The sequence below is a fragment of the Acinetobacter piscicola genome (assembly GCF_015218165.1).
GTDB classification, from domain to species: Bacteria; Pseudomonadota; Gammaproteobacteria; order Pseudomonadales; family Moraxellaceae; genus Acinetobacter; species Acinetobacter piscicola_A.
Window position 1 is genome coordinate 2,680,099 of sequence record NZ_CP048659.1, and the last position, 15,771, is coordinate 2,695,869.

15 protein-coding genes are annotated in these 15,771 nt (G+C 38.5%); 9 read left to right on the forward strand and 6 right to left on the reverse strand.

The genetic code is table 11. The features are described from left to right. Positions 1-115 precede the first annotated feature (115 nt). Positions 116-607: a YqiA/YcfP family alpha/beta fold hydrolase gene (locus tag G0028_RS13165; RefSeq protein ID WP_174492270.1), complete on the forward strand. Its 492-nt coding sequence runs from the start codon at positions 116-118 to the stop codon at positions 605-607. 55 nt (positions 608-662) lie between these two features. On the opposite strand, the gene G0028_RS13170 is transcribed toward G0028_RS13165, so the two are convergent. Beyond that, entirely contained in the window at positions 663-1,205 is a 543-nt protein-coding gene (locus tag G0028_RS13170) for an adenine phosphoribosyltransferase (protein WP_130074719.1), read from the reverse strand. Between the two features lie 599 nt (positions 1,206-1,804). Between G0028_RS13170 and rubA the strand changes: the two genes are divergently transcribed. The 4 genes from rubA to oxyR all read left to right on the forward strand — a co-directional run bounded on the left by rubA (position 1,805) and on the right by oxyR (position 5,154). Beyond that, positions 1,805-1,969 (forward strand): rubredoxin RubA, encoded by a 165-nt coding sequence (gene rubA / locus G0028_RS13175; protein WP_065994895.1) that lies wholly within the window; start codon positions 1,805-1,807, stop codon positions 1,967-1,969. 77 nt (positions 1,970-2,046) lie between these two features. Next, a complete protein-coding gene (locus G0028_RS13180; protein ID WP_180045587.1) occupies positions 2,047-3,234 on the forward strand; it encodes an NAD(P)/FAD-dependent oxidoreductase in 1,188 nt (395 codons plus the stop codon). A gap of 59 nt (positions 3,235-3,293) precedes the next feature. Next, a complete protein-coding gene (gene estB / locus G0028_RS13185) occupies positions 3,294-4,232 on the forward strand; it encodes an esterase EstB (RefSeq protein ID WP_130074717.1) in 939 nt (312 codons plus the stop codon). 13 nt (positions 4,233-4,245) lie between these two features. Continuing rightward, positions 4,246-5,154: a LysR family transcriptional regulator OxyR gene (gene oxyR / locus G0028_RS13190; protein ID WP_130074716.1), complete on the forward strand. Its 909-nt coding sequence runs from the start codon at positions 4,246-4,248 to the stop codon at positions 5,152-5,154. A gap of 76 nt (positions 5,155-5,230) precedes the next feature. Here oxyR and ppk1 read toward each other — a convergent pair whose 3' ends face one another. Then, positions 5,231-7,306, reverse strand: a complete 2,076-nt coding sequence (gene ppk1 / locus G0028_RS13195; protein ID WP_174492268.1) for a polyphosphate kinase 1 — start codon at positions 7,304-7,306, stop codon at positions 5,231-5,233. 121 nt (positions 7,307-7,427) lie between these two features. Further along, entirely contained in the window at positions 7,428-8,105 is a 678-nt protein-coding gene (gene mtgA, locus G0028_RS13200) for a monofunctional biosynthetic peptidoglycan transglycosylase (RefSeq protein WP_180045586.1), read from the reverse strand. Positions 8,106-8,180: 75 nt separating this feature from the next. On the opposite strand from mtgA, the gene G0028_RS13205 reads away from it, so the two are divergent. Both G0028_RS13205 and G0028_RS13210 read left to right on the forward strand, forming a co-directional pair. After that, a complete protein-coding gene (locus tag G0028_RS13205) occupies positions 8,181-9,056 on the forward strand; it encodes a rhomboid family intramembrane serine protease (RefSeq protein ID WP_180045585.1) in 876 nt (291 codons plus the stop codon). After that, positions 9,047-9,748, forward strand: a complete 702-nt coding sequence (locus tag G0028_RS13210; RefSeq protein WP_015586042.1) for an IS1-like element ISPa14 family transposase — start codon at positions 9,047-9,049, stop codon at positions 9,746-9,748. The genes G0028_RS13205 and G0028_RS13210 overlap by 10 nt, the downstream gene beginning before the upstream one ends. Positions 9,749-10,212: 464 nt before the next feature. On the opposite strand, the gene G0028_RS13215 is transcribed toward G0028_RS13210, so the two are convergent. Next, positions 10,213-12,720, reverse strand: a complete 2,508-nt coding sequence (locus G0028_RS13215) for an ABC transporter permease (RefSeq protein ID WP_180045275.1) — start codon at positions 12,718-12,720, stop codon at positions 10,213-10,215. Next, positions 12,717-13,448 carry an ABC transporter ATP-binding protein gene (locus G0028_RS13220; protein WP_180045276.1) on the reverse strand — a complete coding sequence of 244 codons (732 nt, stop codon included), beginning with the start codon at positions 13,446-13,448 and terminating at the stop codon, positions 12,717-12,719. Before G0028_RS13220 ends, G0028_RS13215 begins: the two co-directional genes overlap by 4 nt. 16 nt (positions 13,449-13,464) lie before the next feature. On the opposite strand from G0028_RS13220, the gene G0028_RS13225 reads away from it, so the two are divergent. Then, positions 13,465-14,109 (forward strand): arylesterase, encoded by a 645-nt coding sequence (locus G0028_RS13225; RefSeq protein ID WP_180045277.1) that lies wholly within the window; start codon positions 13,465-13,467, stop codon positions 14,107-14,109. A gap of 77 nt (positions 14,110-14,186) precedes the next feature. On the opposite strand, the gene thrH is transcribed toward G0028_RS13225, so the two are convergent. Continuing rightward, positions 14,187-14,804 (reverse strand): bifunctional phosphoserine phosphatase/homoserine phosphotransferase ThrH, encoded by a 618-nt coding sequence (gene thrH, locus G0028_RS13230; protein ID WP_130074708.1) that lies wholly within the window; start codon positions 14,802-14,804, stop codon positions 14,187-14,189. A 194-nt stretch (positions 14,805-14,998) separates the two neighbouring features. On the opposite strand from thrH, the gene G0028_RS13235 reads away from it, so the two are divergent. Then, a complete protein-coding gene (locus G0028_RS13235; protein ID WP_180045278.1) occupies positions 14,999-15,733 on the forward strand; it encodes a phosphoadenylyl-sulfate reductase in 735 nt (244 codons plus the stop codon). Positions 15,734-15,771: the final 38 nt, after the last annotated feature.

The window sequence follows — 15,771 nt, forward strand, 5'->3', positions numbered from 1 at the left end:
CTTTTTAAAGTGACTGAGTACAATAATTTTAGAAATAGTTGAAAAGTAAACCATATCAATTTCTCTATCTTTGTGAATAAAGACAGTTTTAAAAGTGAAAAAAATGAATATGTATATGTCAAAAATATTATTTATGCACGGGCTCGACTCATCAAAAGATTCAACCAAATTTCATGCATTAGATGCTGCACAAAAATATTGTATAGATATTGATTATCGCAATTTAAACTATGACACTGTCGCAGAGCTCTATCAGAATATTATCCATAAAATTCAACCCAAACTCATCGTTGGACATAGTCTAGGGGGATATTGGGCATTAAAAATGTCACAACTTTTTCGTATTCCTGCCATTATTGCCAATCCAAGTTTGCAGCCTGATTTCCGTACAGACTATGCTCCCATCACCGTGCATGATTTAGAACATGATATTCCACAAACAGCGTATATTGAATTAGGTGATGAAATTCTTGATATGTATGAAACTTCAAATATTTTAGAGTCTTATATGCATGTTGAAATGATGCAAGGTGGACATCATCGCTTAGCCTCACCAGATAATTTAAATCGCATGCTGGAATATATGCAAAAGACCTTTGCGCTATAAAAAAAGCCTTGTAAATCATGTTTACAAGGCTTTTTAAAATCTCTTTATGTAATATTTAAGCAACTGCTGCTTCAGGTTTAGATTGCTCATCCAAAACTGACCAAATAGTTAAACCTAAATCGCCATGTAAGTCTTGCAAATCAAGGAAGATACTTGCACCCAATACAGTATGATTACATTTATTCATCAACTGTTTAACGGCTTTTAAAGTACCACCTGTTGCCAACACATCATCCACAATCATGACTTTTTGCGGTTGAATATCAGCAGACATTTCCAAACGATCTAGACCATATTCAAGGCTATAACCCACACCAATCACAGGAGGTGGAAGCTTACCTGCTTTACGCACTAACAATAAACCTTTGCCTGTACGTTGTGCCAATAAACTTGCCAAAACAAAACCACGTGCTTCTACAGCCACAAAACTTTCCACTTCTGCCAATTGCTCAACAGGAATACTTGCCACCAATGCGTCTGTCAATGGCTCAAGATTTTTCATAAAAAGTGGCGTTAAATCATAAAAACAAATACCTGGTTTAGGAAAATCTTGGACCGTACGAATGTGAGACCACAAAGCTGTAGACGTGTTCATAATGGGGAGACTGTATGAATGAAAGGATGCTGCAATTTTAACTTGATTGATGTATTTTTAAAAGTCGCTAAGACAATGAAAGCACAATTCATTTTTATAAGTTATTGATTTAACAATAACCATTTATTTAAAAAATATTAGGTATAGATTTATATAATCCATTATATTAAAAATTAAAGAAAAAAGCTTTTAGACCATCGTCTAAATAGCGTAATTTTCATCTAATGTATTGCAATCAAGATAGAACTCAAATTTCAAACATTTTGATAAATAGTTTGATTTTAGTGTAAATATTCTAATTCTACATAAAAATTTATTTTATATACATCGTAAAATAAATGAAAAATCACATATCATCCACCCAGATTAACTCAAAAAAAACTGTGAAATTCGCCCAAACAACCACGCTTTTGTCCTACTCTGCCATTCAGCTTTACAATTAGTTGGGTAAACTCCAATATTTACTTTACATTCGTTGTTGAACTGCGTAAAAATTTATTTGAATATGTACCCATTGCAATGCATATCACTAGAGTCAATGTAGTAGCAAGATTTTTGACTGACAGCAAACATAAGCCATCTGTCAGATTTTGGAGAATTAGATGAAAAAATATCAATGCATCGTTTGTGGTTGGATTTATGACGAAGCAGAAGGCTGGCCACAAGATGGCATCGCAGCTGGAACAAAATGGGAAGATATTCCTGATGATTGGACTTGCCCAGATTGTGGTGTATCTAAAGCTGATTTTGAGATGGTAGAAGTGTAATCAGTACATCAGAAAAGACCATGTTCACATGGTCTTTTTTATCACGTATATAATATTGCAATAGTATGGAGAATCATATGCAACCAGTCGTCATCGTAGGTTCAGGCATGGCGGGTTATACCCTAGCAAGAGAATTTCGTAAATTAAGCACAGAACAAGAGCTTGTGATGATTTGCGCAGATGATGCGGTGAATTATGCAAAACCTACGCTTTCCAATGCACTTGTGGGCAAAAAAGCACCTGATCAAATTGGTTTAGGTGATGCTGAAAAAATGGCAGCACAATTAAACATGCGGATCGAAAAAGAAACATGGGTAAAATCAATTGATGCAGAAAAGCATCAGTTAACCATTGAAAAAGATGGGCAAGTATCTACACAAGACTATTCAAAACTGGTTTTAGCAGTGGGTGCAAACCCAATTCGCCTTGCTATTGCAGGTGATGGCAGTGATGACATTCATGTGGTGAACTCGCTCATCGACTACCGTGCATTCCGTGATTCCCTTGAAAATTGCGCAACAGGTGAATGTGATGACAAACGTGTTGTGATTTTAGGTGCTGGTTTAATTGGTTGTGAATTTGCCAATGATTTACAGAACACAGGCCATCAAGTGACTGTCATCGATTTAGCACCTCAACCATTAGGTCGCCTATTACCCAATCATGTTGCACAAGCTTTCCAACAAAATCTGGAAGAATCAGGCATCAAATTTGCGTTAGGCACGACGGTTGAAAAAGTCTCTAAAGTTGAACATGGTTATGTAATTTCGCTTGCAAATGGTCAATCTCTTGCTGCTGATGTGGTTTTATCTGCAATTGGTTTACAACCGAATATTAACCTTGCAAAAAGCGCAGAAATTGCCACCAGTCGTGGTGTCATTACCAATACTTTATTAGAAACCAACCAACCCGATATTTATGCGATTGGTGACTGTGCTGAAGTGAATGGAACCTTACTTCCATATGTTATGCCATTAATGCAACAAGCACGTGCCTTGGCAAAAACACTCAGTGGTCAAAGTACCCATGTACATTATCCAGCGATGCCTGTTGCCGTCAAAACCCCTGCTGCGCCATTGACTGTATTACCCGCTCCAATCGGTGTCGATGTCACTTGGGACAATGAAGAATTTGATGATGGTATGTTATCCAAAGCAACCGATGCTGACGGTACATTACGTGGCTTTGTACTACTCGGTGCAACCGCAGGTAAACAACGTTTAGCACTCACTAAACTAGTGCCAGACCTCATTCCTGCAACATAAGTTAAAGTGATATAATCAAGAATGTTCTAGCAATAGAACATTCTATAAGGAAAATAAAAATGAATAGCGCACTCCAATTTGAAGCTTCCCCCTACACAACATTTATGCAAGAGACCAAAGTCGATTTAGGCAATGGCATCCAATTGCATGTTGAGTCTGGAGGTAATCCTGAACATCCCACTATTCTTTTGGTCATGGGTTTGGGTGCGCAAATGTTATTTTGGCCTGATTTTTTTTGTAAATCCTTAATTGATCAAGGCTATCACGTGATTCGTTTTGATAACCGTGATATTGGCTTATCCTCTAAAGTCCGCCATCAAGGACCACGCCTCAATACGATGAAAATGATGGGACGTTTTGCCTTTGGTATGCCAAATCAAGGTGCTCCGTATAATCTCTTTGACATGGCAAATGATGTTGCCCTCTTGATTGAACGCTTGGGTCTCGACAAAATCAATATTATTGGTGCGTCGATGGGAGGAATGATTGCCCAAATCTTAGCAGCAAAATATCCTGAAAAAATAGAAAAAGTGGGTTTACTCTTTACCAGTAATAATCAACCCTTGTTACCGCCACCATTTCCAAAGCAACTCTTTAGTCTTATCGGCAAACCCGAATCTCACGATGAAGATGGCATTATTAACCATTCTTTGAAAGTTTTTAAGACCATTGGCTCACCGGGTTATCTCAACCAAGTCGAAGCCATGCAGATGGCACGTAAATTATATCAACGTAGTTACCATCCTGCGGGTGTACTTCAACAGTTTTTAGCAATATTATGTACAGGTTCATTATTGAAACTGGATAAACAAATCCAAAAGCCGACGCTCGTGGTACATGGTTCTCGTGACCGTTTACTTCCGCCAAGTCATGGCAAGGCGGTAGCAAAAGCAATTCAAGGCGCTAAATTTGAATTAATTCAAGGAATGGGGCATGATATACCACCGCACTTCATTCCCCAACTGAGCGGTTTATTTGCGCATCATTTTAAATTATAAACATTAGGACACTATGGCTGCATTACCATCCCTAAGACAGCTGTCATATCTCGTAACGCTGTCCGAGACGTTGCACTTTACTGAAGCAGCGCGCCGTTCGTTTGTCACTCAGTCCACCCTTTCAGGCGGGATTATGGAGTTAGAACGTTTATTGGGTGGCGTACTCGTTGAACGTGACCGCCAAAATGTACGTTTAACCCCACTTGGCGAGCAAGTCGTTGCCCGAGCCCGTGTTCTACTCGCTGATGCTCAAGACTTAATGCGTTTGAGTCGTGAGATGAGTGAGCCTTTGACTGGCGATTTACATCTTGGGATTATTCCAACGATTGCTCCGTTTATTTTGTCGCAACTGTTGAGTGAAGTTCATAAACAACTTCCAAAAATTCAGTTACATTTGCATGAAGCACAAAGTGAAAAAATCGTAGAAAAACTTGAGCATGGCAATTTAGACATGATCATGTTAGCACTACCTTTTGACACACGTGGTTTAAAAGTTGCTGAAATTTCCAAAGAAAATTTATTTTTAGTGTGTAATAAAGCCGACCAAAATGCAGTCAATGCACGCTCTTTAGATGACTTAGATTTATCACATCTTATGTTGTTAGAAGAAGGTCATTGCTTACGTGATCATACTTTAAGTGCTTGCCCAATCGGTGAGCGTAAAAATGATCATCGTTTAAAAGCAAGCTCTTTGCCAACTTTGGTGGAAATGGTTAACTCTAACTTAGGTTTTACCTTACTGCCGGAAATTGCTGTGCATACAAACATGCTGAAAAGTAATGAGCAATTGGTCGTTAAACCTATTGAAAATGCACCCTCACGCACGTTGGCTTTAGTCACACGTAAAAGTACTCCTCTACAAAGTGAGTTTGATGTCTTAATCCAAATTTTACAAAAAATTATTGCTGTAGAATTGCACTAAGCTTAAGTTTTCAATTTTGAAAATATGATTAAAAAAATGGAGTCTAATGACTCCATTTTTTTTGCGTACTTTTTATCTATTTAAATGCTTCAAGTAAAACACGTTGTGCATTATGTAGTTTTTCACCTTCTTTAGGCTCTGCACGCACCCAAGTACCATTTCCTTGCAACAACCAAGCCTGTTGATTATCCTGTAAATAATTCAATAAACCTTGTTGATAAATACGTTTTTTCAATGCTGGATCTTCAATTGGAAAACAAACTTCAACGCGATTAAATAAGTTACGATCCATCCAGTCCGCACTTGAACAATAAATACGCGCATCACCATTGTTGCTAAAATAATAAACACGCGTATGTTCTAAGAAACGTCCCACAATTGAACGTACACGAATATTTTCCGACAGATTTGGTAAACCCGGACGCAAACAGCAAATTGAGCGAATAATCAAATCAATTTGCACACCTGCTTGAGATGCTTCATAAAGTTTATTAATCAATTGTACTTCAGTGAGTGCATTGACTTTCACAATAATCTGCGCAGGCTTACCCGCTTTCGCATTGGCAATTTCTTCATCAATAAATGCGATCAACTGTGCATGCAAAGTAAATGGTGCATGAAGAAGCTTCTTCAACTTCGCCATTTTCCCCATACCTGTCAGTTCTTGAAAAATGCGATGCACATCTTCACACAGCTCTTTGTCTGTGGTCATTAAACCATAGTCTGTATAAATACGCGCATTAGTCGCATGGTAATTTCCCGTTCCTAAATGCACATAACGCACCAATTTATTGTTTTCACGGCGTACCACCAAAATCATTTTGGCATGGGTTTTATAGCCCACAATCCCATATACGACCACTGCACCTGCTTCTTGTAAAACATTGGCGACTGCAATATTTGATTCTTCATCAAAGCGTGCACGTAACTCAATCACCGCAGTGACTTCCTTACCATTACGTGCTGCTTCAGCAAGCACTTGCACAATTTCAGAATCCGCACCACTACGGTATAACGTTTGTTTGATCGCTAACACTTGTGGATCACGTGCAGCTTCACGCAATAGGTTGATGACTGGGGCAAAAGATTCAAACGGATGATGTAGTAAAATATCTTGCTTTTGCATTGCCGCAAAAATATTTTCAGTCTTTTTTAGCACTTTCGGAATAGCAGGAATATGTGCATCATAACGCATGTGCGGACGTTTAAAGTTCGACACCAAACGTGCCAAATTCACAGGTCCATCTACTTTATATAATTGCTCTTCTTCTAAATCGAACTCATCGAGTAAATACTCATAAATATGCTGTGGACAATTTTCAGTCACTTCTAAGCGCACAGCACGACCAAATCGGCGCGAACTTAATTCACCTTTTAAGGCTTTCGCGAGGTCTTCAACATCTTCGTTCAATGCCAAGTCAGCATTTCGTGTAACACGGAATTGATAACATCCCGTTGCTGTCATACCTGGGAAAAGATCAGACACATGTTCATGAATAATCGCAGACAGCATAACAAAGTGCTCTTTCCCCCCTGTGAGTTCATCAGGCAAGCGTACAACACGTGGCAATGAGCGCGGCGCAGGTACAACAGCAAGATCAATTTGACGCCCAAAAGCGTCTTTTCCTTCTAGAGTCACAATAAAGTTTAAACTTTTATTCACTAAACGTGGAAATGGGTGTGCAGGATCAAGGCTAATTGGAGTTAAAACAGGAGCAACTTGTTCTTGGAAATATTTTTTAATCCACGCAGACTGTGCAGGTGTTAACTCACCACGACGTAGGAAACAAATGTCTTCTTCACGTAATTTTGGAAAAATTTCATCATTTAAAATACGATATTGACGTTCAATTGCAGCATGTGCAGTTTTTGAAATCGATTCTAAAACTTGTTTTGGCGTTAAACCATCTGGACTACGACTTTCATTGCCTAAAGCCAATTGTTCCATCACCCCAGCAACACGAATTTCAAAAAACTCATCCATGTTACGTGAAAAGATCAATAAGAAATTCATCCGATCTAAAATAGGATGTAAAGGGTCAACCGCCTGTTCTAACACACGTAGATGGAAGTCTAAAATTGACAATTCACGATTAATATAGCGTTCATTATAGGTATATTCAGTTGCTGTATGATTTACTGCGGTAGTCATGCAAATTGCCTGCATTTAAAAATCTTTCTCTTAGTATGCTTCAATTTTGTGACAATTTCATAAAAAAAAGTGCATCGACTGCACTTTTTCTTGAGCAATTTATTTAAATTGCAAGACTTTATCAAGCCGCTGGAATCCGTGTAGAACGCATATATTTTAAAATTAAGCCTTTACGGTACTGCACTTTACGATCATCAGGATATTCTTGATAATACTTAGGATTGGTCAAAATCGCAGCCAAAAATGCAGCTTGTTCACGGGTTAAACTTTGCGCACTTTTACCATAATAATGTCGTGTTGCAGCTTCTACACCGTAAATGTGATCTCCAAACTCAACTGAGTTCATATAGACTTCTAAAATACGTTGTTTCGACCACATACGCTCCATCATAATGGTCGCAATGGTTTCTTGCCCCTTACGAATATAAGAACGACGATTATAAAAAAATAAATTTTTTGCCAACTGCTGAGAAATGGTTGAACCACCCGCCACCACTTTTTCTTTTTTCATATTGCGTTCAAGCGCATTTTCAATGCCATCCCAGTCAAAACCATGATGATCAACAAATTTCGCATCTTCTGCAGCCACAATAGCATGTTTGAAATTATCACTAATGTCATCATAATCACGCCATTGGTGCTTGATCGGTTCAAAATCCGATAAGTATGTCCAACGCATAAACATTGTGGTTTCGACAGGATGGCTACGCCAGTACACCAAACTTGAAAAAATCCACAATTGAATCAGAATAAGAATACTGACAATGATTAACAAAGTACGAACAATAAAGGCTTTCACGTCAGTCTGTTACTCCTGAATGATCAAAAATCCATGCTAAGCTTAAGTGTATAACAAAGCACAGAATATAATGTTATGTCAGAAATGCAACAACCCTTCCAAGTCCAACCACGACAAGCCATTGGTAAAATCACCTTGATGTTAATCGTACTCAATGTGGGCTTATTTGCTTGGCAAATTGTTTCAGGTGTCAACATTAGTGACCCAAGTATCCGAGATGCATTACTTTGGGGTGCAGATTATGCACCTTTAACCTTTTTAGAAGAACCTTTTCGTTTATTTAGCAGTATGTTTTTTCACTTCGGCTTAATGCATTTGGGCTTTAATATGTGGGCGCTCTATGTATTTGGCAATGTTGCAGAAGAAAGCTTTGGCAAATTTTATTATCTCGGCTTGTACCTATTGGCAGGTTTAATGGGCAGCTTGCTCAGTGGTTATATTGATATTCGTAACAGCTATGAACTGTTACAAAGTTTCGATCAAAGCTTAATTCCCCGTGTATCTGCAGGTGCATCAGGTGCCGTTATGGGACTCGGTGGCGCACTGACGTTATTGTCCCTCTTTCCACCCACACCACAACAACGCTATATTTTAGATAAAAAGTCTTTACTCACGATTTTAGCAATTAACCTTGCATTTGGTTTTTTCACCTCAGGCATCAACAATGCTGCACATATTGGCGGCATGATCATGGGCGCGATCTTGGCATTATTGTGGTATTTGACACAGCGTCATCAAAACAACACTCTACTAAAGATGCTCATTCTCATCATTGCGGCGGCTATAACTTATGTTATTTACCTGTATTTACAATATTTAATTCAACCACTTACGCCTTTATGGAAAGATGCAGTCATCCAGATAAAAAGCCAATTAAATCTTGGTGGTGTTTCAAAAAGTATGCTGAAACAAAGCAGGTTGAATTTTGATAAAATAGAGAAATGCGAATAACTCTAGAAATCAAATGTCCAACCTGCCTCAGTGACAGTATAAAGAAAAATGGCATCAAAGTAGATGGGAAACAAAACTATCAGTGCAAAGACTGTAAACGTCAGTTTATTGGTGACCATGCTCTGAGCTATCTAGGATGTCATTCAGGCATTACTCGAAAAATATTACAGTTGATGGTCAGAGGTAGTGGTATACGAGATATCGCTGAAGTTGAGCGAATCAGTATCGGTAAAGTTTTACGTACTTTAACCGAATCGACCTACCAAATTCAGCCTAAACAAAGTCATTATGAGTCTCTTGAAGTTGATGAGTTTTGGACTTTTGTGGGAAATAAAAATAATAAACAATGGCTTATTTACGCCTACCATCGAGAAACAGGTGAGATTGTTGCTTATGTTTGGGGTAAAAGAGACTTAGCTACAGTTCAACGATTGAAGGCAAAGCTTAAACAATTAGGTATTCACTACACCCGAATTGCAAGTGATCATTGGGACAGTTTCATAACTGCTTTTAAAAACTGCAAGCAAAGTATTGGTAAATTTTTTACTGTAGGTATTGAAGGTAATAATTGCAAAATAAGGCATCGAATTAGGCGCGGTTTTAGAAGGAGTTGTAATTTTTCAAAAAAGATTGAAAACCATTTTAAAGCTTTCGACTTAACCTTTTTTTACATCAATAATGGCTTCATTTAATGTCAGCATACTTTTTGAAACACCACCAAATCTTTAACACAGACTATGTCTTGCACTTCTGTTTTGAGTCTAGAACACATTTAGAAGCAAGCTTATGCCAATCTGTTAAATTAACTTTATATAGCTTAGTTGCTTTTGCTTTTCAGCATCAATTGATTTAAACAGGGTGATGCTATGGTGAGGCGACAAGGATGTCGCCGTTGGACAAGGGTGATATGAATATCCCCTTTGTCCAATAAAGGATTTTTGTCACTTTTGATCCTTCAAAAGTGAGGCATCGACTACGCAAAGTAATTTAAACCTCTCAATGTATTTCGAGTCTGTGCAAACTTTTAATTATATTATCTAACTTTAATCGAATGGTATTAAACATATAGATCAATTAAACTCAGCAAAATATAATTAAAATGGATGCATAAAAAAACCAATGGTTGGGCCATTGGCTTTTTCTACATTTACACAGATTAATTCATTTCTCTTAGACTTTGTAAGGGCGGAATATCACTTAAGTAGCTCAAACGATAACGCCCAATCAAAGCACAGATCACCGTCATTAAAATCGGCAGAATCATCCAAATTTGCCAATGCATTTGTATCTGCAGATCCATACGATGACTGGCAATTGCACTGATAATTTCAGCAAAGAAACACGAAACAATGCCTGCAATGAAACCAATAAAACCTATTTCCATCGTGAGTCTATTTTTTAATTGTGCCTTGGTGCTCCCAAAGGAACGCAACAATGCGACTTCTCGTTTACGTTCATCTAAAAGTAAATTAATGCATGCGACCAAAACTAAAATACCTGAAATCGTCACCAACACAGCCAATACAGTAATGATTTGCACCAAGACATTCACCAAACGCTTGATCTCATCCAAAATCACTGAGACATCAATAAAAACAGTATTGCTAAACTGTTGAATAACCTTTACCAATTGACCCTTTTGCTCAGGTGGTACATAAAAACTGCCGAGGAAACTGCCTGCATTTTCATCCAAAGTATTGGGTGCAAAAATAAAGAAGAAATTTGGGCTAAAACTTTGCCATTCCACACTGCGTAAATTGGTCACCTGAGCCTCAAACTGTCCTTCAGGCAAACTAAACGTTAAACGATCACCAATTTTGATCGCCAAATCTTGTGCAAGCTTGGCTTCAATTGAGACTTCACCTGCCGCTAATTGGCTTTGTCCTTCTACAATCACATTGTCTTTAGGATAATGATCTGCTTGGGTGAGATTTAATTCTCTTTTTAAAGCATTATTCTTTTCCACCAAAGCATTGGGAAATGCTTGCCCATTTTTCGCAATCAAACGTCCGCGCACATTGGGATATAACGGTGTCGCTGTCCAGTTGTGTGCTGCAATCTGTTGTTTAAAATCTGCAACATCTTGAGGCGGTAAACCATAAATAAATTGATTCGGTGTACCCATAGGCAATTGCTGTTGCCACCGCTCTAAAATATCCGTTCTTAACACACTCAACACAGTAATTAAACTCAGCCCTAAAGCCAAAGCCGTGATCTGAATCGCCGTTTGCGTAGGGATACGTACATAACTTGACCAACGATTTTTCAAAGATTTAATCAGTTTTAAAATCGCATAAACCACAACAAATAACACTATACTCAGCACGATGATTGCGCCGATCACCACACTGGTCAAGACTAGATTTTCAGTCAACACCAAACTAAAAATCACTAGGCTGCATAAGCCCGTTACAAATATCCATAATAAAGAACTTTTCGACTGTTCTTGCTGACGAATTACCCGAATCGGGGGGGTACGCAACAGTTGCCATAAACTTGGCAAAATAAAACCGCACAATACAATTGCACTGGTAAAAATCGCAATAGGTAAAGGTCCAAACAACATGCCAAGTACTGAAAACTGCAACTCAAGCGATGGGATCAATTGCAACATCAGTTGTAACAACCCATAACCCAACAGCATCCCTAAAACACTGCCAAGCACCATTGAAATAACGATCACCACCGCAAGCAATGCCATAAAAGTTTGAAAAATCTGCTTTTTACTTGCCCCCATACACCGCATCAAAGCAATATAATCTTGATTTTGCTGTACATAACGTTGGCTGGTTAAAGCAATCGCTAAACCGCAAAGCAAAATCGTCATGATATTTGCCAATTGTAGAAAAGTATCCAAATTTTCAATCGGTTTAATAAGACGTGTATTGCCTTCATTCGCATTACGTAGTTTTAAATCTGATGCGGCTGCAATGTCTTGTTGCGCCAAATTTTCTTGGGCTGTCGAACTGTGTTGTAAGGCTGCTAAACGTTGTTTTTGTTTATCTTGAAAAGCCTGAAAAATTTGCTCATAGCGCTGTGTTTGGGGTTTATCACCTGCAAGCAATAAACGATAGTCAATACGACTACCCACTTGAATGGCGTTCGTTTTGGCCACATCGGCTTGGGAGATAATCACGGTAGGAGAAAATGCTGAAAAGCCAAGCTCTTGATTCGAATCACGTTCAATCTTGCCTGTCACTTTGAATTTTCCATCCGCAATTTGAATCTGATCCCCCACGTTCACCTTGAGTAAATCCATCGCACGTGGGCTCAACCACACTTGCCCAGATTGTAAATATTGCGCTTGCGGTTGAATGCGTAATTCACCACGTAAAGGAAAAGCTTGATCAATGGCTTTGACATTCACCATAACAAATTGATCATCGGTAGATGCCATCGTACCAAACATCGTGACATGCGACTGTTTCAACCCAAGTTGTTCTGCTTGCTTGATCCATGGCGCTGCAATAGGTGCATTATCACTGAGTACCAAATCCGCAGCTTGCATTTTTGCTGCTTGTAAAGACACCGCATCTTGTACTTGTTCATTGCTAAATTTCAAGGCGGTTGTGGCACTAATGGCAATACTTAATGCAATGATCAACAAATAAATACCTGTTGTACCGAAACTCTGTCGAAACAACGGCTTAAATAATGCCATCATCGCGACACCTCTGTCTGCTCAATCAGTTGACCCTCTTTAAGTTCAAAATGCCTTTGGCATTGTGCAGCAAGCTTGGGATCATGCGTAACCAACACCAAAGTTGTGCCTAATTCACGATTCAGTTCAAATAATAATTGCTCAATCTCTTGTGCTGTATGTCCATCTAGATTCCCTGTAGGTTCATCTGCAAAAATGATTTTAGGTTCAGAAATGAGTGCCCGTGCAATTGCAACCCGCTGTTGTTCACCACCTGATAAGACTTTGGGGGGGTGTGTACTTTGTCGCTCTAAGCCGACGCGTTGTAATAGTTTTAGCGCTTTTTTTTCGGCATCAGCATAGCTAAAATTGGCATGTAAACGCAAAGGCAACATCACATTTTCAAGTGCCGATAAATGCGGTAATAATTGAAAAGACTGAAATACAAAACCAATATGTTTAAGGCGTAGCAAAGCCCGTTGTTCTTCATCTAAATTATGGACAGTTTCACCACAGATCGACAATTGCCCAGAACTGGCTTGGTCTAAGGTTGCCAATATACCCAATAACGTTGATTTTCCAGAACCTGAACGTCCTGTAATCGCCACCTGCTGCCCTGCTAAAATATCCAAATTTAAATTTTCAAAAATCGTTAAAGTTTGATGTGGTAATTGAATGCTTTGTGTAAGTTGCTGTGCAGAAATAATTGCTTGTGGCATGATAAAAGTCGAATTTGGCAAAACCGAAGACATGGCAAAGAAACCCTATATGCAAACTAAAAATTTAATTCAGTTTAAAAAAGTTCAAAAAATAAGTGCTTGCTTATTTTTTAGCACGATCTGGCTACTACCTGTTAGTAGTTTTGCAAAAACTGTGATGATTTTGGGAGACAGTTTAAGTGCAGGTTATGGAATAAATCCGCAACAAGGTTGGGTCAATTTATTACAATTACGCCTAAATCAAGAGTTTCCAAAGCAGCATAAAGTCGTAAATGCCAGCGTGAGCGGAGAAACCACCAGCGGCGCTTTGGCACGTTTGCCAAAACTGCTACAAACGCATAAACCACAAGTTGTGGTTATTGAACTCGGTGGAAATGATGGTTTACGCGGTCAGCCACCACAAATGATTCAAAAAAATTTGGCGCAACTGATTCAAAAAAGTCAACAAAGTAAAGCCACTGTCGTACTATTGGGAATGAAAATTCCACCCAATTATGGCACAGCCTATAGCAAAGCCTTTGAAAATAATTACAAAATCCTTAGCCAACAATATAAAGTGAAAATGCATCCATTCTTTATGCAAGGAGTTGCAGGTCATCAAAATTTAATGCAAAAAGATTTAGTACATCCCAATGCAACTGCACAGAAAATTTTATTAAATAATGCTTACCCAATCATCAAAGGGGCATTATAACTCAGCACATGCTGTATGATTTTTCATAAACTCAAACCAAAAAAAGACGCCTTAGCGTCTTTTTTCATGCAACAAGCTTATGCTGGAATATCACGTACAGAAGCGTTACGAATCGCTTCTTTTAATGCCGCATAACCATGAATCGGTGGAAATTGAGGGAATTCACGAATTACATTTTCAGGTGCATCAAACAAGAAACCTTGGTCTGCTTCACCTAGCATGGTTGTATCATTATAAGAATCACCTGCTGCAATCACACGATAATTTAAACCATGCAACGCTTTTACAGCTTGACGCTTTTGGTCTGGCTGACGCAATTTATACGCAGTGATCATGCCATTTTCATCCGTTTCTAATTTATGGCAGAAAATGGTTGGCCAACCTAATTGTTGCATCAAAGGATGTGCAAACTCATAGAATGTATCAGAAAGAATAATCAGTTGAAAATGAGTACGCACCCATTCCACAAATTCTTTTGCACCTTCGAAAGGTCCCATCTCTGCGATGACAGCTTGAATATCATTTAAGCCTAAACCATGCTGTTTTAAAATATTCAAACGCTGTGTCATCAACACATCATAGTCAGGAATATCACGAGTTGTTGCTTCTAGTTCTTTGATTCCTGTTTTCTTAGCAAAATTGATCCAGATTTCTGGTACCAATACACCCTCAAGATCAAGACATACGATTTCCATGGGTTCTCCCAAATGCCAATTGTAAATTTTGGCGCTATCATAGCATTAAAGATTGCGCAATTTAACGAAACTTTATAAATCTATTTTATTCATAAGCATTGTATTTAATCTGCTAAGCAGTTTATTTCATTTACTTTAAAATATGATCAATTTCAAAGTACAACATAGCTTCAAGCTAAAGCCAGAGGCAACAAATGACTGTTATTCCTACAATTGATCATGTAGATGCGCTTGCAGCAGAATATGCTGATAAATCTCCATCAGACATTCTTGCCTTAGCCCTTTCACAACACGGTGAAATTGCCATTTCTTTTTCAGGTGCTGAGGATGTCGTACTGATTGATATGGCTGCAAATTTAGGCAAGCCCTTTCGCGTGTTTAGCTTAGACACGGGGCGTCTACATGCTGAAACCTATCAGTTCATTGAAACTGTTCGTAAGCATTACAATATTCAAATCGAAATCTGCTTTCCTGAAGCAGAAGCCGTTCAAAAACTTGTTACTGAAAAAGGGCTATTTAGCTTTTATCAAGACGAACATAAAGAATGTTGTGGTATTCGTAAAGTTCAGCCTTTACGCAAAAAACTTGCAACGCTAGATGGTTGGATTACAGGTCAACGTAAAGATCAAAGTCCAGGAACACGTACAGAAATTCCTGTGATTCAAGCAGATGTAGGATTTTCAGGCGAAGGCAAACAATTGATTAAATATAATCCCTTAGCCAATTGGTCAAGTGCTGACGTATGGAGTTATATCCGTATGATGGAAGTACCATTTAATCCCCTGCATGAAAAAGGCTTTATTTCCATTGGCTGTGAACCTTGTACTCGAGCTGTACTGCCAAATCAACATGAACGTGAGGGTCGCTGGTGGTGGGAAGAAGCAACCCATAAAGAGTGTGGTTTACACGCAGGCAACCTTAAAAAGTAGTTCAAAAAAAGCCACTGATATTCAGTGGCTTTTTTTAT

Coding starts and splice junctions, on each gene's coding strand:
- G0028_RS13220 (WP_180045276.1), bottom strand. CDS start 13,448: ATGTCTTCGGTTTTGCCAAATTCGACTTTTATCATGCCACAAGCAATT.
- G0028_RS13235 (WP_180045278.1), top strand. CDS start 14,999: ATGACTGTTATTCCTACAATTGATCATGTAGATGCGCTTGCAGCAGAA.
- thrH (WP_130074708.1), bottom strand. CDS start 14,804: ATGGAAATCGTATGTCTTGATCTTGAGGGTGTATTGGTACCAGAAATC.
- G0028_RS13215 (WP_180045275.1), bottom strand. CDS start 12,720: ATGATGGCATTATTTAAGCCGTTGTTTCGACAGAGTTTCGGTACAACA.
- ppk1 (WP_174492268.1), bottom strand. CDS start 7,306: ATGACTACCGCAGTAAATCATACAGCAACTGAATATACCTATAATGAA.
- G0028_RS13205 (WP_180045585.1), top strand. CDS start 8,181: ATGTCAGAAATGCAACAACCCTTCCAAGTCCAACCACGACAAGCCATT.
- estB (WP_130074717.1), top strand. CDS start 3,294: ATGAATAGCGCACTCCAATTTGAAGCTTCCCCCTACACAACATTTATG.
- oxyR (WP_130074716.1), top strand. CDS start 4,246: ATGGCTGCATTACCATCCCTAAGACAGCTGTCATATCTCGTAACGCTG.
- G0028_RS13210 (WP_015586042.1), top strand. CDS start 9,047: ATGCGAATAACTCTAGAAATCAAATGTCCAACCTGCCTCAGTGACAGT.
- rubA (WP_065994895.1), top strand. CDS start 1,805: ATGAAAAAATATCAATGCATCGTTTGTGGTTGGATTTATGACGAAGCA.
- G0028_RS13180 (WP_180045587.1), top strand. CDS start 2,047: ATGCAACCAGTCGTCATCGTAGGTTCAGGCATGGCGGGTTATACCCTA.
- G0028_RS13165 (WP_174492270.1), top strand. CDS start 116: ATGTCAAAAATATTATTTATGCACGGGCTCGACTCATCAAAAGATTCA.
- G0028_RS13225 (WP_180045277.1), top strand. CDS start 13,465: ATGCAAACTAAAAATTTAATTCAGTTTAAAAAAGTTCAAAAAATAAGT.